Genomic DNA, 16,236 nt, shown 5'->3' with positions numbered 1-16,236 from the left:
TTCATTCCTCTTCCATCTCGGCTTTGGCGACCTCCGCGCCAGCGAACTCCAGCACCTCCTTTGCGCCCTCGGTGCTGTACCCCTGCTCTTCGAGGGCGTCGACCCAGGCGTTCCGTTCGTCGTCGTCGAGTTCGCCGCTGGACACCAACGCCGAGAAGTTGATGTTGTGCTTTTTGTCCTCCCACAGTTTGCGCTCTAAGGCGCGACGGAGCCGGTCGTTGTCCTGTGGTTCGAACGTCTCTCCCTCGCGGGCACGTCGGGAGACCCAGTTTGCGACCTCCTGACGGAAGTCGTCCTTGCGGTCTTCGGGGACGTTGAGTTTTTCCTCGACGTCCCGCAGGAACTTCTCGTCGGGCTCCTGCTCCCGGCCCGTAATCTCGTCTTCGACGGTGTCGTCGTCGATGTAGGCCATGACGTGATCCATGTATTTTTCGCCCTGCCGCTGTATTTCGTCGAGGTCGTAGGCCAGGGCGTGGCGGACGTCCTCGATGGCACGCTCTTTGTACTCTTCGCGGACGAATTCGAGATAGCGGTAGTACGTCTCGAAGTTCTCCTCGGGGATGGAGCCGTGGTTTTCCAGGTTCTCCTCTAAGTGGTTGAACGTCGTCAACGGTGAGAGGAACATCCGGCTGCGGTGCATCGAATCCATGATGGCCTCGGCGATCTCGTCGCCGATGAATCGCGGCGAGATGCCGTCCATCCCCTCGCCGATGTCGGCAATCTCGGCGGCCTCATCACGGAGTTTCTTGACGTCGATGTCCTCGGCCTCGTCGATTTCACCGTTGTAGGCCTTGGCCTTCTGGACGATGGAGATGTTACCGCCGTCTGGCTCTTCGATGCGGGTCAGCACGCCGAACAGCCCCGCCATCTTCAGTGTGTGTGGCTCGACGTGCATGTCGGGCACGTCAGCGTTCTTCAGCATCTTCCGGTAGATGCTGGCCTCCTCCTCGTACTGGAGGACATACGGGAAGTCGATGCGTTTCGTCCGGTCGTTGAACGCCTCCATCTTCTCATCGCCCTTCTTATCGCGGTATTCGGGCATGTTCGTCCGACCGACGATGACCTGATCGATGTCGATTCGGGGGTTGTTCTTCGGCTTGATGGTCTGTTCCTGCGTCGCGTGCAGGAAGTCATAGAGGAACTCTCGCTGGAGCTTCAGCAGTTCCTCACCGGAGAAGATGCCACGGTTCGCGTTACAGAAGGCCCCGGAGTAGTCGAACGCTCGGGGGTCGGACTCACCGTAGACGGCGATCTTTGAGTAGTTGACATCGCCGGTGAGTTCGGTTTCGTCCTGGTTCTTCTTGTCCTTCGGCTCGAAGGTCTCGATCGCCTGGCGTTTGTTCTCGTCTGCGAGCAGACGGATGATTTCGATGTGGTTTTCGAGCACCGACTGGAGGTCATCGTCGTAATACTCCAGCAGTTTGTCCATGTAGAACTCGCTTGCGGGGTCGAGCGACTGCTCGTTGCGAATGGTGTATGGAGCATCGAGGCGCTCGTTGATGTCCTCGATGACGCCCTCGCGCTGCTCGACGGGGAGGAGCACGATGGGGTCTTGGTTCATCGGCGAGCGGACGACATCGTCGGCGGGGTCTTGGTCGCGGAGTACGTCACAGAGACCCGTCCAGCGGAATGTATACATTCGGCCAGCGTCGCGGGTGGTGTAATCCTCGTAGTAGCGCCGCACCTGCCGGTCGAAATCGGATTTCCCGGAGCCGACCGGCCCGAGCAACAGTTTGATGCGTTTCTCGGGGCCGAGTCCGCGGGCGCCGGATTTGACCTTGTTGACGAACTCGTGGATGGCTTCGTGGACGACCCGACCGTAGAAGGTGTTCTCACCCTCTCCGAGCGGGTCTTCGGAGGCGAGTTCGTACTCGACGACGCCGGCGTCCTCGTCGTAGGAGGTGCCGTAATGGTCGAACATGTCGGCGACCCGCTGGTGTGAGTTGCGTGCGATCTTCGGGTCGTCGTACAGTTCCTCCAGATACCAGTCGAACGACCGCGTTTCGCGGAGATCCGACGGAATGGTGCTTCTGTACTCCTTGCTGAGTTCCTCGAGGGTTTCCATATCACTCATTCTATCACGGAGATGCGGTGTGCATCTCACCCGGCGGAACCGGGCTGGCCGTTGGCCGTCGTCCCGGTGCCATGTTGTGCCAACACTTACCACGCCACATCGCTATCACGCGCCATCGAGGGCATGAAGCGGGCGGCAAGGGGGCGAACGACACCGATACTATCTTATACATGAGTACCACGCAAGTATAAACTTTGTTCCCTTTTCCCACGGTAGGCCGGAACACGAATCGAGGGAAACCAGCAAACACCACCGGGATAGGAGCGGCCACAAGGATTTTCGTCCGCCGCGCGTCAGACATGGTTTATAACCGGGAAGCTGATACGGCCGGAGTCCGAACGACGGAATATGCTCGACGAGGCGGCGCTGGGGAACGGTTGGACGGTCTGGAACGCCGAGGACGACCGTGCCATCCTCGCATACCGGCCCAACGTCTTCAACGGCAGCGAGTTCCCTGCCCCCTGCATGCCGACCGTCTACGTCACCCGCGGCCGTCGCAGTCGGCGTCCGGAGGGCAATCGGAACCTCCCGCCGAACGCACCGTGGATGGTGACGCTCTTTTTAGAGCCCGAGGTCAGCCGCGATCCGGATTCCTACGACAGTTTCTCGGATGCCCTCGATGGAGCCGCGGAGCTGACGCGACGCTTCTCGAACGGCGATGTCGATTACCGCGGCCTCTATCAGGTGCCGCGGGAGGCGTACTTCGAGCGACTGGACGAACTGACTGACGGTCAGGAATAGCCGCGACGGCGACGGCGACGGCCTTAACACCACCCCGAGGAAACACTCGCGTATGCCTACGGTCACGCTCATCGGCGAACGGCTCGCGGAGGTGGGCACCGAGTTCGTCTACGGTGGCGAGTCGACGGCCTGCGAGGGCTGTCCCTACCGCGAGCAGTGTCTCAACCTCACCGAGGGCCACCGATACCGCGTGACCAGCGTCCGCGAATCCGGAACGCTCGAATGTGCCGTCCACGAGGCGGGCGTGACGGCCGTTGAAGTCGAGCCCGCCCCCGTGCTCGCGAACGTCCCCTCGAACGCCGCCTACGCGGGCAGCAAGGCCGAGCTGGCCGGGCCGTGTCCGTACACGGAATGTCCGAGCCACGAGTTCTGTGAACCCGCCGGCGCGGAGTTCGATGAAGAACACCAGATTACCGAAGTCGTCGGCGACCCGCCACACGACTACTGCATGCTCGACCGTGATTTGACGCTCGTGGAGTTCGCAGCCGACGAGGAGTGAGTCGGCCGAACGTTTTTACTCGGCCCAATCGCGTTTTGCTGTGTGCTATCCAACATCACTGCGTTCGTCACAGGAGCGAGCCAAGGCATCGGCCAGGAGATCGCCGAAACGCTCGCCGACCACGGCGCGAACGTCGCGCTGGCGGCCAGAAGCGACGGCATCTACGACACCGCAGAGCGCATCGACGCCGACGACCGGACGCTCGCTGTCAAAACGGATGTGACCGACGAGGAGAACGTCAAAGCCGCAATCGAGGAGACGGCCGATGCGTTCGGCGGCCTCGATTGCGTGGTCAACAACGCGGGCGTCTCCGGGCCGGTCGAACCGTTCGACCGGGTCGACCCAGAGGAGTTTCTGGAGGTACAGGCGGTCAACGTCGCCGGTGCGCTGACCTGCGTGAAACACGCCGCCCAGTATCTCCGGGAGAGCGACCAGGGGAGTGTCATCAATATCGCGTCCATCGGCGGCAAACGGCCCTATCCGAACCGGACGCCGTACGCCGCCTCGAAGATGGGGCTCATCGGCCTCACGCGAACGCTGGCGTACGAACTCGGACGCGACGATGTGACGGTCAACTCCGTGCTCCCCGGCCCCGTCGAAGGCGACCGCATCGAGGAGGTCGTCGAAAAGCAAGCCGAACTGGCGGCCGTCGAGAACGCCGAGCCGTCCAGCATCGGCCCGGATGATTTCGCGCTGCCGGATTTCTACATCCCACCGGCGGACGTCGCCGAGCAGGTAGCGTATCTGGCCGGGCCGAACGCTCGAAAAGTGACGGCACAGGAAATCGCGGTCGACGCCGGCGGCACCTGGTACTAACGGTTCGGACCATCCGCGGTCGCCGAACTGTCCGCGGCGGGGACGGCTGCCCCCTCGTTGTCGAGCCGCCCCACGAGGTCACCCGCGTATCCGAACGTCTGCTGGTAGCCGTACGCCGAAAGCAGGATGGGGTAGAACGGCTGTTCGGCATCGAGTGGGTCGCCATCGGCGGCGGCGAAGCGTTGCCCCTCGGTGACGCGCTCGAAGTTCTCGACGAACACCTCGTACTCCTCAGCCTCGGGTTTCGGAATCCGCTGGTCGAGTCGGAACACTGGCAGGGGGTGGTCTCGCGGCGTTTTCTCCTCTCCCGAGATGACGCCGGCGGCGACGAGGAACTCACGGGCCAGCGATTTCGCGTTCTCTGCGGCAGCGGCGGAGCGCTGGATGCCGCATTCGAGCTCAACGACGTTCGGGTAGGCGATGAGGCGGCCCTCGCTGTACTGGGCGGTCTCGACGACCGCCTCGACGGACAGATACGGGCAGATAGAGCGAGCGTAGCCGTCGAGCTCATCGACGAGGGCGAACGGGGCTGCGTACGATTGGGTCGAATGCAAAGAGAGGATATCGCAGCCGCGAATCTCGGTGAGCAGTTCGTGGGCGAGCCGCCCCTCGTGGGTATCGGCGTCCGGCGACCCGGGGAACGCACGGTTCAGGTCTTCTTCCACGTAGCGGACGCCACGGGAGAGCGCCTTCTCGTTCGCGACGATGAGTTTGACGGGGCGTTCGACCTCGAGGTCGGCGTCGAGGAGTGCTTCGACGGCCGCCGGGCCGCACGGCTCGTCACCGTGAATGCCACCGACAATGGCGACTTCGGCCTCGCCGTCGCCCAGCGTCTCGACACGCATCTACCCGGTTGTAGCGTGTCCGGGGCTATGAACCCCGCGCTTCCGTCATCGGCCCATCTCGTAGAAAGCGTCGTTGGGGCGCATATCCGCGAGCGTCGCCATCCGGTTCGAGAGATTGAACACCGAGACGACGCTGCCGATGTCCCAGATTTCCTCCGAGGAGAAGCCGGCGTCCCGGAGACGTTTGACGTCCGAATCGTCGATATCGCCCGGCGATTCGGTGAGCGTCTCGGCGAAATCGAGCATGGCGCGGTGCTGGTCGGAGAGGTCGGCCGACCGGTGATTCGTCGCCAGCTGGTCTGCGAGCTTCGGCGCATCCGCAAAGATTCGCAGTAGGGCGCCATGCGCAACGACGCAGTACAGACAGTCGTTGATGCCGGAGACGGTGACGATGAGCATCTCGATCTCGGGGCGTTCGAGCGTCGTGTCCTCGGTCACGGCGTCGTGGTACGCGAAGAACGCCCGGAAGTGGCTCGGTTTGTAGGCGAAGGCGTCGAAAACGTTCGGCGTGAAGCCGGCCTCTTCCGTCTCCTCATCGATGCGTTCGAGGATATCGTCGGGGATCTCCGCGCGGTCTGGCACCGGAAAACGGGTCATCGCGTCGTCGTCCATGTAGATGCCGACACCCCGTGAGAGTAAAACTCATTCCCCGGAGTCGCCGGTGCGGTAGTCCTCGCTGTCACGGAGTCGGCTCAGAACGACGACGAGCGCGTAGAAGATCACGCCGATGAGGAAAACGACTGCCGGAATGAGGAACGGTCCGAACGTATCCACGAGCATGCCTCGCCTTGGGCCGCCGCATATACAGGTTCTTGCTTCCCGGCGTCGAACGTGGGGTATGTACAAGACGGGACATTACGGGGCCGCGCTGCTGTTGTACGCGCCGGTGGGATTTCTCCTGTTATCCGTCGACCCGGCGTTCGCCGTGCTGGGTGGCGTCGGCACGGTCGCTTTGGCCCGCCTGCCGGATTACGACCTCCGCGTGCCGTTCATCGAACACCGTGGCGTGACGCATACGATTCTGTTCGTACTTCTCACCGCTGCCGTCCTCGCCGTTGCCGGCTTCGCCTTCGCAGACGCGTTCGGCACGGATTCGGCCCGCACCGCCGGACTCGGTATCGTGGTCGCGACTGTCGCCGTCGGGTCGCATCTGCTCGCGGATGCGCTCACGCCCGCTGGCGTGCCGCTTCTGTGGCCGGTGTCGGGCAAGCGATTCTCGGTTGATTTCGTGACGGCATCGAACCCGATTGCGAACTACGGACTCCTGGCGCTCGGCATCGGCGTGACCGCCACGGTCGGATATCTCGCAGGGCAGGTCTGAGGAGTCCTCGATTGGCACCGCAACCGCGATCGAATAAACGGCTTAGAACCCGTCTCCTGTGCCGGATTTGGCCGGGAGAATCTTTAAGCCCCGTCGTTCGAATTGTCGGATGCTACCATGGAATATTATAACGGTGAACCGCTGCAGCATATGGGCGATCTGCCGTCGATGGCAGCCCATCGGTATGGGGACAAGACCGCGATCACGTTCATGGGCCAGGAGACGTCGTTCAACGAGTTGGAGGCGAGCGCCAACAGCGTCGCGAATATGCTCGTCGATAACGGCGTCGAACCGGGCGACCGCGTCGGTCTATACATTCCGAATACAGACCAGTTCCCGGAGGCGTACTTCGGGGCGCTGAAAAGCGGTGCTGTCCCGGTACCGCTGAACCTCCGGATGGATCCGAACACGCTGGAGTTCGTTCTGCAGGACGCCGACATTGACCACATGGTCGGATCGCCGCTGCTTGCGGGCGGCATGGACACCGAGGAGGGCCAGATCATCGGTCCGACCGAACTGGCCGAACGCGCCGGCGTCTCGAACGTCTACGTCTCCGGCGTCAGCGAGGGCGGCGCGGTGAACTACTCCCAGGCCGTCGCCGAAGCCGATGATGAGTTCGACACCGTCGACCGAGAGTACGACGACGTCGCCGTCCAGCCGTACACGTCGGGGACGACGGGCAAGCCGAAAGGGGTGCTTATGACCCACGAGAACCTCCTTTCGACCATCGAATCCTACGCGAAGGGCGGGCTGGCTATCGACCCCGACGACAGCATCGTGCTCGTGTTGCCGCTGTTCCATATCTACGCGCTGAACGCCATCCAGGGCACCTACCTCTACAACGGCTCGAAGATGCACATGGTTCCGCGCCCCGATCCCCAGATGATTCTGCAGACCATCTCGGACAACGAGGTGACGAACTTCGCCGGCGTGCCCGCCATCTACAACATGATGTGGCAGGTGTACCGTGAGAACCCGGACGCCTTCGATCTGGAATCGCTGGAGGATGTCGTCTGTGCGGCCGCACCGCTGGCGGACGACACCCGCCGCACCATCGAGGAGGCGTGGGGCGTCCCAATGACGGAAGGCTGGGGAATGACTGAAACCGGGCCGGCCGGGGCGGTCGAACCATCTCGCGGCGTCCGGAAAGCGGCCGGCTGTATCGGGCCAGCGCTCCGGGGTATCGACCTCAAACTCGTCGACCCGGACACCCGGGAGACGCGCATCTCCGTCGACGACCTCGAACCGAACCCCAACGAGGACATCGACTTCTCGGATGAGGCGCAGGTGACCGGCGAAATCGCCATCCGCGGGCCAAACGTGTTCAAGGGCTACCACAACCGCCCCGAGAAGACCGAGGCGGTGTTCGACGATGAGGGTTGGTTCTACACCGAAGACATCGCTCGCGTCGACCAGGACGCGTACTTCTGGATGGTCGACCGCGCCGACGATATGATCATCGCCGGCGGCGAGAACATCTACCCCGCCGAGGTCGAGGACGCCCTCTACGAACATCCCGATGTGGCCGAAGCAGCCGTCGTGGGCGCGCCCCACGAAATCAAGGGCGAAGCACCCGTCGCCTTCGTCGTCCTGGAGGATGGCGCCGACATCAGCGAGGAGGAACTCCGCGAGTTCACGCTCGATCACGTTGCCACCTACGCCCACCCCCGGCGCATCTTCTTCATCGACGAGCTGCCGCGGTCGGCGACGCAGAAGGTGCAGCGGTTCAAACTCGAAGAGGAGATAGAAGAGCGGCTCGGCGGTGCACTCGGTTCCAGCGAAGAACTGTGAATCGCCTCGGGGTCAAGCCCCGAGGCATTCTCCTATACCGCTTGTAAAAGGGCCCTTGGTGACAAGCGAACTGAATAATCAGTGAGGAGACAAAATACGTTGAGTGTGGAACCACCCCACGATATGAGCCTCTACTTCAGAGACGCCGACGGTACGGTCGGTATGGTCACGAAAGACCTCGAGATTGAGTATAGTGGAAAATGGGAGTCGGACGTTCGGGAGTGCGTCCAGAGTGTGAAACAGGAACGCCCTGGCAGCGCCGGGGATATCGAAGGCACGTCACCACTGGGCAGACTGGTGTTCAAGTTGCCCGAAAAAGCGCCAGTCGTCGAAGCGACGCGCGATCCTCAGTAACGCCCTCTAGCCGCTTCGGTATGATTTCTCGACGGTGCTCACGGGAGTGCCAGACGGACGGCTCTCAAGAGATATGCGAAAACAGCGTCTGTTGGCGAACGGAGCCCTAGATGAGGTCTTCGTCTTCGAGCTGCTCTAAGACATCGTCAACGAAGTCCTCAGCGGCGTCGTACGGGAAGTCACCGCCGCCGAGTTTCGTGTTGAGCTCCATGGCTGTCATGGTGAAGTCGCCGGATTCGAACGTCGTGCCGGGGCCCTGCGGGAGGGCGGGCACGAGGTCCATCGGGCTGTTGATCGGGTAGTCTGCGCCTTCGAAGGCGTCTATCATCTGCTCGCGGAGTTCGTCTCTGTCTGCCATGATACACCCAGACAATGCGGTAGCCGTAATAAAAAACATTCGACAATGGAAACTGAAACTGCTTACAAAGTTTATTACGGTTGTTCGCTCGAATCCATTTCTTCCACCTAAAAATTTGAGTGCGTATAGGTTAACTCTGGTAAGCAGCTTAGATGCCCAGCGTCGCCCGCAACATATCACGGGTGCCCGGGCCAAGGCCAACCGCGAGGATGGCGATGAGCAGGAGGTAGGCGTACCGCGGACTCTCCTCGAATATCTGGCGGTCGAACACCCAGACGACGGCGATGGCGGCGCCGATTTTGATGAGCATGAAGGGCCAGGCGGTGCCAATGGCCTCCGAGAGCCACTCCGGCTGGACGCTGCCGGTGATGCGGACGACAGCGTCGTTGATGACGTGTTTCGAGCCGTACGCCACAGGCAGCCCGAGTTCCTCGTTCCAGTCGAGGCTGAGGACGTTCGCAATGCCATCGACGGAGTGGCCCCACACGACGAGCGTACCCATGCGACCGGTTCCCTCGTTGATATATGGCGCGTATCGCTGTGAGCCCCACCAGAAGGCCGATGCGACGAGCGTCGCACCGACGAGGACGATAATCGCGACGGCGGGGTAGAAGCCGACAATCGAGGATGTCGCCGACACGTAGAGGAGTGCGCCGACAGTCACCGCGAGTGCCGCCGCGCCCACGGTGGCTAACGCCGGTTCGAACGCCTCCAGCACGTCACGGCGGGCCAGATAGATCGTTCCCACGAGCGCTGCCAGCGTGAAGCCGAACATGGTGAAGTAGATGAACGGACTGATGATGAGCGCCACCGACGGGAACGGGATGAGCATGCCGACGTTCTCGCGGACGAACGTCGCGTTGACATCCTCGACAACCCGGAGCGCGCCTCCGAACAGCATGTACGGAAACAGCGCGACGTAGAACCGATGGGACATCTGGACGTCGAGTTTCCGGAGCAAAAGCAACACGCCGACGAGCATGAACACCAAGATGAGGGCGTAGCTCACGGTCGAGGTCGTCGTATACCCCGGCGTGGCTGTGACACCCTCCGCTGCGGCACAGGCCGAGCGGGTGTAGAGACGTTCGGTCATCCCACCGGAGCGAACCGCACACGTCGCGCCGTGGGCGTCGGCGTCGACCGGCCCCCAGAAATACCGCCACAGGAAGCCGTCGTACACCTGGCGGGGGAAGGCGATGGCGCCGACGACCGTGAGGACGATTCCACCGACGAACGCCGCAAGCCACGCGCGAGCGGGGTCGAGTCCCTCGGGAAGCTCCATACCGAGAGTCCCGGCCGCGGGTCGTTTCACGCTTCCGGTCGTGGGTTCGGCCGCCGCACGCTCGCCGTCGAAACCACAACGCCGTTGACGCTGCCCGACGTCCCCAGAGTATGAACACGCTCGCAAAGCGCGTGCACAACATCACGCCCGATGACGTGCAGTTGACCTTCGAAAACGGCGAGACGGTCACGCTCAATATGCGCTCGGCAGAGTTCTTCCAGGAAGCGTTCCAGGCAGAGGGCGCCGATGCCGACGGCACCACCTACCGACTGGTCACCGACGGCGAAGACGACCCACTCGTCGCCGGTAAGGAAACCAAGGATGGCTGGGAATCGGTCGGTGAGATTACAGCCGTCGAACGCGCCGACGAGTAGCCGATATTTTATATACGAATCCGGGGCCAACTCGCCGCGATGCGCTATCTGCTCGCGCTCGCGCTGTTCGTCGTGATGACCACAAGCACCGCCGATACCGGTGTCTCATCGAATCAAACCGCCGTCATCGACCGTATCGTCGGGGACAAGGCGGTGCTTCTCATCGAATCTGACGACCGCATCATCGACCAGCGGAGCGTCCAAGTCGACGCGCTGCCGAAAGCCGCCCGCGAGGATGGAGCCGTGCTGCGCGTCCGGGACGACGGCTACGAACTCGACCGGCCAGCGACGGCGTCCCGCTCCGCCGAACTGACAGAGCGAATCAAGACACTCACCGACAGATCAGTACGGCCGGGCGGCTCTTCGGGGCAGCGTTCGGAGAATCTTTGCGAGGGAAGGCCGCTCCAAGAGCGGTCTTCCGCACTGCGGAGCAGTGCGAGGGAAGGGATTTGAACCACCGGAGGACGCGCCCTCCGTGGCTCAAACCACTTCGTGCATCTTCACGCGCCGCGGGAGGCGGCGCGCAGGCGATGCGAGGGAAGGGATTTGAACCCTCGGACCTCTACAGGAGCGGATCTTGAGTCCGCCGCCGTTTCCGGGCTTGGCTACCCTCGCACGCGAGTGGAAGTACGTGGAGGCGTCGGGTAAAGCGTTGCGGGTTCCCCGCGAAGAAGCGAGTGAGCGAAGTGTGCGGAGTTCGTACAGCCGGTATGGCAATCGCTCCGTATCTCGCCACCGAGGGCGAGGAGTACAAACTCGACGTCTCCGTCGGCCAGGAAGGCCGGCAGCGACTCTCGCTTTCAGACCGGGCGATCACGATGCTCGTCGACGACCTCGAATACGACAACCGCGACATGCTTCCGTGGGTGACGGCGAAGACGCTCACGCTCACCGGCGCGGCCACGCTCCGCGAGGAGAAAACCGACGCCCGCACCCTCAGCTGGTCGATCACCGGTGCCGATGGTGGCAAGCGTGCCTCCACGGACGAACTCGAGCGTGTCGCCGACCATCTCCGGAGCGTCGAAATCGACCAACACGCCGTCGAAACGGTCGAAGAGCACGTCCGCGAGACGCGTCTTTCGACAGTCATGTCGGCCGATGAGATACAGGGTAAACGCGAACGGATGCACGGCCTGCGTGGCATCGCCAAAGACCTCTAGCGTTACGGCGCTCGAGCAGATAGGAGATACTGATGGACGACCACACCCGCGACCCGACTGTCGGCCCGCCCCGTGGTGAGCCGACGGGCTGGCGACCGGACGGGCAGTGGGAGCATGCGACCCTCCGGCGGGCGACCGAACACGGCGTCCGACTGTACAACAGCACCGAATTCCACGAATCGCATGACTGCTTCGAATACGAGTGGTACAACTACGGCCGCGGCACCACCGAAAGCAAGTTCCTCCACGGGATGGTGCAGGTCGCCGCGGGTGCGTACAAACACTACGACTTCGATGATGACGATGGAATGCGGTCGCTGTTCCGCACTGCACTGCAGTATTTCGAGGGCGTCCCGAACGATTTCTACGGTGTCGACGTGCTGGCGGTGCGGACGACGCTTACGAACGCGCTGAACGACCCGACCGAACTACACGGCTTCCGAATCCCGTTCGATGACCGCTTCCCGGAGGCCCGACCGATGGAGTTCGAGTACGTCGAGCAGTTCGACTAGTGGCGCTCGGGCTCGCGACGCCGGCCGCGACGCGTTCGTCGAATGCGTCATCGAGAACACACCGAACTACGAACGCATCATCGCCATCAATCGTGGCCGTACGACCGCCGCCGAAGACGGTGCGACGGAACTCGAGCTCGACCCGAACAGCTGTGCCGCCGAGTAATCGCGGACGCCAACGGTTTTGTTCCGGGGTGTTACACCTCCGATATGCACGTGCTGGTGAACGCCGCGGTCAGCGCGGACGGCAAACTCTCCTCGCGTCGCCGCGAGCAAATCGCCATCAGCGGCGACAAGGATTTCGCCCGCGTCGACCGACTCCGCGCTGAATCCGACGCCGTCATGGTCGGTATCGGCACTGTTCTCGCTGACGACCCCTCCTTAGTGCGCCACGACGAAGCCCACCGCGCTGCACTCCGCGGCGCGGACGCTGACCCACCCGCCCGCGTGGTGGCGGACTCTCGCTGTCGAACGCCGCCGGACGCCGACGTGCTCGCCGGCGACCGCGAGACGTACGTTCTGACGAGCGAGGCCGCACCGCTCGACCGACGCGAAGCCTTGGAGAGTGTCGGCGCCACACTCATCGTCGCCGGAGCGGAGCGGGTCGACCTGCCGGCGGCCTTCGAAGCCCTCTCGACTGATGGCATCGACCACCTCATGGTGGAAGGCGGCGGAGAGCTGATCTTCTCGCTTGTCGAGGCCGGGCTGGTCGACGAACTCTCGGTGTACGTCGGCGCGCTCGTCATCGGTGGCCGGGAGGCGCCGACGCTGGCCGACGGCGAAGGGTTCGTAGCCGACTTTCCGGAGTTGGAACTGGACGGCGTCGACCGACTCGACGACGGGGTCGTGCTGCACTGGGTTGTTCGATAGCGCGGGGCTGCCGCTACCTATGGGTCGTGAACGTCGTAGAAGAGGCCGGCTTAATGCTGGTGGCCGGTCAGTTCGGCGTAGGAGGCGCCGAACCGTTCCTCGAACAGCTCCATCGTTTGCTCTTCGATCTCGCGGTACTCCTCGCTGTCGCCACCCTCGGCGTGGTGGACAGTCGCGTGAATGCGCTGTGCACAGGAGAACAGCGCGAGGTCACCGACGATTTCGGCGTCGGATTCGTCGTTCTCGCGCATCAGATCGAGCATCTCCTCGGGGAGCGTGACTTCGTCTTCGTCGCCCGGCCCTTCGATGTGTAACGTAACAGTGTCGCCTGCCATACACCGTCTTTCGGGGCGCGATAAAAGGGCGTTCCGGTCGTCCAAGCGGAGAGTGTCGTCAGTCGTCCGCGGCCGCGGTGTCGGCGTCCGCGGTCGCCTCTTCGGCGCGGTCGAGTTCCTCCAGATAGTCGTCAGCGTCGATGGCTGCCTTACAGCCCATGCCGCCGGCCGTGATGGCCTGCTGGTAGTGGTGGTCGACCACGTCGCCGGCGCCGAAGACGCCATCGACGTCGGTTACGGTCTGGCCACCGCCATCGCCGCCAACCGTCTCTATGTAGCCCGTCTCGTCCATCTCGACGCCCGTGCCCTCCAGATACTCGGTGTTCGGCGTGTGGCCGATGGCGAGGAAGACGGCCCCGACGTCCATGTCGAACGTCTCGGTTTCAGGGTCGTCGAGTTTCTCTTTCGGGTGGCCGTCGGGGTTGCGCGCCATGCGGGCGGTATCGACGCCCGCTTCGGCCGTGCCGTTGATCTCGAGGAGTTCGGTGTTGGTCATCACTTCGACGTCGCCGTCGGCTTCGAGTTCGCGAATCCGGTCGACCCAGTAATCCTCCGCGCGGAACTCCTCGCGGCGGTGGGCGAGATACACCGTGTCGGCGAACTTCGTGAGGAAGGCGGCTTCCTCGCAGGCCGCGTCGCCGCCGCCGATGACGAGCATGTCCTCGTCGCGGAAGAACGCGCCATCACAGGTCGCACACGTAGAGACGCCGTAGCCCATGAGTTCGTCCTCGCCGGGGACGCCGAGTGTTCGGGCGGAGGCTCCCGACGCCGCGATGAAGGCGTCGGCGGTGTAGACCGTGCCGTCACGGAGTTCGATGCGGTGGGGCTGGCCGGGGTCGACGTCGACGATGACGCCGTGGTCAATCTCGGCGCCGAACTGCTTGGCCTGCGCTTTCATGTTGTTGACGAGGTCGGGGCCCCCGATGCCTTCGGGGAATCCGGGGTAGTTTGCGACGTCCGTCGTCAGCGTCAGCTGGCCGCCTGGCTCGGGGCCTTCGAGCACGAGCGGGTCGTTGTTCGACCGAGCCGCATAGATGGCTGCTGTCAGCCCAGCGATGCCGGAACCGGCGATAACGAGCCGACGGTGTTCCTCTTCAGTCATGGGGGAACCTTGCCTGTCGTCGTGTATGTAGCTTGTGCTGTCACGCGTCCTCGCCGCAATCTCGGAGAAGACTGCTCTCGGGGAAACGCGGCTGTAAGGAACGTGTCCGGCGCCTCAGCGAAGCGCCGCCGCCACCATGCTCCGTGCGAGCGTCGGCGCATGTCTGAGGTACATTCGGGGGGCCGTCCGCCGCGCGGTTCGAAGCGCACGGTGCAGTTCGCCTGCGGCGTCGGTCGAGACGCCTTCCCCGTGGCCGCAGAGGACACGCTCCGGCTGGAGTTCGTCGAGCGGTGATTTCGGCGGGAACGCACGCCGGATGAGCGTCACTCCCAGACGTTCGCCCGGCGCGAGGAAATACGACGCTGCTCCGATAGATTCGGCGGTGACGAGCGTCTCGCCGTCGAACAGTGCCCACTCTTGCCAAAACCCGGTGTGCGTGACCTCACGCAGATAGTAGCCCGTCTCGCCGAGTTCCTCGTCGATGCGCTCGACTGGCGCCGAGACATCGGCGTCGGAAAGCGCTGTCATCCCCTCTGGGAGTGACACCGGCACGTCGTGTCGCTTGGCGATGTCGGCCGCGTCGCGCCGGTGGTAATTGTACAGTACGACGACGCCAGCAACGTCGCCGTATTCGGCGAGGTGTTCATCGACCCCCTCGGCGTCGACCGGGTCGACCAGCCACACGTCGTCGCCGTCGACGAGCGCGTGGCTTGCCCGCTCCATCGTCTCGTCGGGATGGGCGATCCAGCCGACGCCGCCGTCGAAGGCGTCTATCTCGTTGAACGTGCCTCGACCCGACTCTTTGACCGGCATACTGCACCCGTAGAGACGGCGCCGATTAAACATCCGTGTTTGAGCGACACCCGTTCTCGACACCGACGCTGCGGTTTCACCGAGGAGGGCCGGCGGTTTTGTTCACGGCGGTTCAGGCAGTATCCATGCCCCGAAGTACCGGCGCCGAGAGTGGCTCTACGAACAGTACCACGAACAGAGGCGAACACAGAAGGGGATGGCTAACGCCTGCGGCGTCTCCCCGCGCACCATTCGGAAGTGGATGAATCGCCACGGTATTGAGACGCGAGAACTGACGGGAGAGAACCACCCGCTGTACGGCCAAGAGCGGACGGAGTCGGTGAAAGAACGGATTTCGGAGACGCTAAGCGGACGGGAGTTCGGCGAGGAGACGCGACGGAAGATATCCGAGGCCAACCGCGGGCGGCCGCTCCGCCCGGAACCCCGGCGAAAGATTTCTGAATCGTTGACGGGAATCACTCGCTCGGAGACGACCCGCCGACGCATGAGCGACGCTTCGACCGGCGAGAACAACTCGAACTGGCAGGGCGGATACAGCCCCCGGTACGGGTCTGGATGGTCGATTGCACGTCGATGGGCGCTGAAACGTGATGAGGTATGCCAACACTGTGCAGACGACGGTAGCGAGTATCGCCTCGAAGTCCACCACATTATCCCTGTTCGAGAGTTTCGTGAGGCCTCGACGGCCGACGTCTCGGACGCCCACGATCTGGCGAACCTCGTTACATTGTGTAAACGCTGCCATCCACGAGCAGACCATGGAAGACTCGGATTCAAATCGGGCATCGAACCGCCATAGTGAGCCGTGGTTTTCCGTGACAAGGCCGGGGCGAAAGAGCAGGATTTATACGGCCTCCTCACTGAAATTCAACTGCGCTCGCTTGGTGTAGTCCGGCCAATCATATCGGCCTTTCGTCCGGCGGCTAAGGGGATTCCTCCTTCGCCGGGAGGATAGCCGATGACAGGGGTTCAAATCCCCTAGCGAGCAT

The 16,236-nt window shown here is 63.1% G+C and carries 21 protein-coding genes and 2 tRNA genes; 13 read left to right on the top strand and 10 right to left on the bottom strand.

Going from position 1 to position 16,236, the window contains the following annotated elements; translation table 11 throughout:
* Position 1: 1 nt before the first annotated feature.
* Complete coding sequence (locus ACI8UR_RS00115) at positions 2 to 2,074, bottom strand: PrkA family serine protein kinase (RefSeq protein ID WP_411715386.1); 2,073 nt, start codon at positions 2,072 to 2,074, stop codon at positions 2 to 4.
* 348 nt (positions 2,075 to 2,422) lie between these two features.
* Here ACI8UR_RS00115 and ACI8UR_RS00110 point away from each other — a divergent pair, with 348 nt between their 5' ends.
* Genes ACI8UR_RS00110 through ACI8UR_RS00100 form a run of 3 tightly spaced genes read left to right on the top strand, consistent with a single transcriptional unit; the run spans position 2,423 to position 4,130 of the window.
* The gene (locus tag ACI8UR_RS00110) at positions 2,423 to 2,815 is read left to right on the top strand and encodes a DUF5820 family protein (protein ID WP_411715387.1); all 393 of its coding nucleotides are present in this window, start codon (positions 2,423 to 2,425) and stop codon (positions 2,813 to 2,815) included.
* A 52-nt stretch (positions 2,816 to 2,867) separates the two neighbouring features.
* Positions 2,868 to 3,314 carry a UPF0179 family protein gene (locus tag ACI8UR_RS00105; RefSeq protein WP_411714584.1) on the top strand — a complete coding sequence of 149 codons (447 nt, stop codon included), beginning with the start codon at positions 2,868 to 2,870 and terminating at the stop codon, positions 3,312 to 3,314.
* A gap of 42 nt (positions 3,315 to 3,356) precedes the next feature.
* On the top strand, positions 3,357 to 4,130 hold the full coding sequence (locus tag ACI8UR_RS00100; RefSeq protein ID WP_415087441.1) for an SDR family NAD(P)-dependent oxidoreductase: 774 nt from the start codon (positions 3,357 to 3,359) through the stop codon (positions 4,128 to 4,130).
* Here the strand turns inward: ACI8UR_RS00100 and ACI8UR_RS00095 are convergent.
* Genes ACI8UR_RS00095 through ACI8UR_RS00085 form a run of 3 tightly spaced genes read right to left on the bottom strand, consistent with a single transcriptional unit; the run spans position 4,127 to position 5,749 of the window.
* A complete protein-coding gene (locus tag ACI8UR_RS00095; protein ID WP_411714585.1) occupies positions 4,127 to 4,975 on the bottom strand; it encodes a succinylglutamate desuccinylase/aspartoacylase domain-containing protein in 849 nt (282 codons plus the stop codon). The two genes, ACI8UR_RS00100 and ACI8UR_RS00095, sit on opposite strands and share 4 nt — an antisense overlap.
* 45 nt (positions 4,976 to 5,020) lie before the next feature.
* A complete protein-coding gene (locus tag ACI8UR_RS00090) occupies positions 5,021 to 5,587 on the bottom strand; it encodes a peroxidase-related enzyme (protein ID WP_411714586.1) in 567 nt (188 codons plus the stop codon).
* Between the two features lie 30 nt (positions 5,588 to 5,617).
* Positions 5,618 to 5,749 (bottom strand): hypothetical protein, encoded by a 132-nt coding sequence (locus ACI8UR_RS00085; protein WP_411714607.1) that lies wholly within the window; start codon positions 5,747 to 5,749, stop codon positions 5,618 to 5,620.
* Positions 5,750 to 5,813: 64 nt separating this feature from the next.
* Between ACI8UR_RS00085 and ACI8UR_RS00080 the strand changes: the two genes are divergently transcribed.
* The 3 genes from ACI8UR_RS00080 (at position 5,814) to ACI8UR_RS00070 (ending at position 8,441) form a co-directional block, all read left to right on the top strand.
* Positions 5,814 to 6,296 carry a metal-dependent hydrolase gene (locus ACI8UR_RS00080; protein ID WP_411714587.1) on the top strand — a complete coding sequence of 161 codons (483 nt, stop codon included), beginning with the start codon at positions 5,814 to 5,816 and terminating at the stop codon, positions 6,294 to 6,296.
* Positions 6,297 to 6,413: 117 nt separating this feature from the next.
* Positions 6,414 to 8,087, top strand: coding sequence for a class I adenylate-forming enzyme family protein (locus tag ACI8UR_RS00075; protein WP_411714588.1), 1,674 nt, complete (start codon positions 6,414 to 6,416; stop codon positions 8,085 to 8,087).
* Between the two features lie 123 nt (positions 8,088 to 8,210).
* Positions 8,211 to 8,441, top strand: a complete 231-nt coding sequence (locus ACI8UR_RS00070; RefSeq protein ID WP_411714589.1) for a hypothetical protein — start codon at positions 8,211 to 8,213, stop codon at positions 8,439 to 8,441.
* 106 nt (positions 8,442 to 8,547) lie between these two features.
* Here ACI8UR_RS00070 and ACI8UR_RS00065 read toward each other — a convergent pair whose 3' ends face one another.
* Positions 8,548 to 8,799: an MTH865 family protein gene (locus ACI8UR_RS00065; protein ID WP_411714590.1), complete on the bottom strand. Its 252-nt coding sequence runs from the start codon at positions 8,797 to 8,799 to the stop codon at positions 8,548 to 8,550.
* Between the two features lie 148 nt (positions 8,800 to 8,947).
* A complete protein-coding gene (locus tag ACI8UR_RS00060; RefSeq protein WP_411714591.1) occupies positions 8,948 to 10,081 on the bottom strand; it encodes a DUF63 family protein in 1,134 nt (377 codons plus the stop codon).
* A gap of 110 nt (positions 10,082 to 10,191) precedes the next feature.
* On the opposite strand from ACI8UR_RS00060, the gene ACI8UR_RS00055 reads away from it, so the two are divergent.
* Positions 10,192 to 10,455 (top strand): hypothetical protein, encoded by a 264-nt coding sequence (locus tag ACI8UR_RS00055; RefSeq protein WP_411714592.1) that lies wholly within the window; start codon positions 10,192 to 10,194, stop codon positions 10,453 to 10,455.
* 39 nt (positions 10,456 to 10,494) lie between these two features.
* Positions 10,495 to 10,908, top strand: coding sequence for a DUF3006 domain-containing protein (locus tag ACI8UR_RS00050; protein ID WP_411714593.1), 414 nt, complete (start codon positions 10,495 to 10,497; stop codon positions 10,906 to 10,908).
* Between the two features lie 78 nt (positions 10,909 to 10,986).
* Here ACI8UR_RS00050 and ACI8UR_RS00045 read toward each other — a convergent pair.
* Positions 10,987 to 11,070: transfer RNA gene (locus ACI8UR_RS00045), tRNA-Leu, on the bottom strand.
* 95 nt (positions 11,071 to 11,165) lie between these two features.
* On the opposite strand from ACI8UR_RS00045, the gene ACI8UR_RS00040 reads away from it, so the two are divergent.
* The 3 genes from ACI8UR_RS00040 to ACI8UR_RS00030 all read left to right on the top strand — a co-directional run bounded on the left by ACI8UR_RS00040 (position 11,166) and on the right by ACI8UR_RS00030 (position 12,997).
* On the top strand, positions 11,166 to 11,615 hold the full coding sequence (locus ACI8UR_RS00040) for a hypothetical protein (RefSeq protein ID WP_411714594.1): 450 nt from the start codon (positions 11,166 to 11,168) through the stop codon (positions 11,613 to 11,615).
* A gap of 32 nt (positions 11,616 to 11,647) precedes the next feature.
* Positions 11,648 to 12,127, top strand: coding sequence for a DUF309 domain-containing protein (locus ACI8UR_RS00035; RefSeq protein WP_411714595.1), 480 nt, complete (start codon positions 11,648 to 11,650; stop codon positions 12,125 to 12,127).
* Between the two features lie 210 nt (positions 12,128 to 12,337).
* Positions 12,338 to 12,997, top strand: a complete 660-nt coding sequence (locus tag ACI8UR_RS00030; protein WP_411714596.1) for a 2,5-diamino-6-(ribosylamino)-4(3H)-pyrimidinone 5'-phosphate reductase — start codon at positions 12,338 to 12,340, stop codon at positions 12,995 to 12,997.
* 50 nt (positions 12,998 to 13,047) lie between these two features.
* On the opposite strand, the gene ACI8UR_RS00025 is transcribed toward ACI8UR_RS00030, so the two are convergent.
* The 3 genes from ACI8UR_RS00025 to ACI8UR_RS00015 all read right to left on the bottom strand — a co-directional run bounded on the left by ACI8UR_RS00025 (position 13,048) and on the right by ACI8UR_RS00015 (position 15,247).
* Positions 13,048 to 13,332, bottom strand: a complete 285-nt coding sequence (locus tag ACI8UR_RS00025; RefSeq protein WP_411714597.1) for a hypothetical protein — start codon at positions 13,330 to 13,332, stop codon at positions 13,048 to 13,050.
* Positions 13,333 to 13,390: 58 nt separating this feature from the next.
* Complete coding sequence (locus ACI8UR_RS00020) at positions 13,391 to 14,434, bottom strand: NAD(P)/FAD-dependent oxidoreductase (protein WP_411714598.1); 1,044 nt, start codon at positions 14,432 to 14,434, stop codon at positions 13,391 to 13,393.
* Positions 14,435 to 14,548: 114 nt separating this feature from the next.
* On the bottom strand, positions 14,549 to 15,247 hold the full coding sequence (locus ACI8UR_RS00015; RefSeq protein WP_411714599.1) for a hypothetical protein: 699 nt from the start codon (positions 15,245 to 15,247) through the stop codon (positions 14,549 to 14,551).
* A gap of 196 nt (positions 15,248 to 15,443) precedes the next feature.
* On the opposite strand from ACI8UR_RS00015, the gene ACI8UR_RS00010 reads away from it, so the two are divergent.
* Together ACI8UR_RS00010 and ACI8UR_RS00005 are read left to right on the top strand one after the other, a co-directional pair.
* Positions 15,444 to 16,046: an NUMOD3 domain-containing DNA-binding protein gene (locus ACI8UR_RS00010; RefSeq protein WP_411714600.1), complete on the top strand. Its 603-nt coding sequence runs from the start codon at positions 15,444 to 15,446 to the stop codon at positions 16,044 to 16,046.
* A 76-nt stretch (positions 16,047 to 16,122) separates the two neighbouring features.
* A tRNA-Glu gene (locus ACI8UR_RS00005) sits at positions 16,123 to 16,235 on the top strand.
* Position 16,236: the final 1 nt, after the last annotated feature.

Origin of the sequence: Natronomonas sp. (genome assembly GCF_047616845.1) — an archaeon.
Lineage (GTDB): Archaea > Halobacteriota > Halobacteria > Halobacteriales > Haloarculaceae > Natronomonas.
This window is presented reverse-complemented; position numbering and strand designations above follow the sequence as displayed.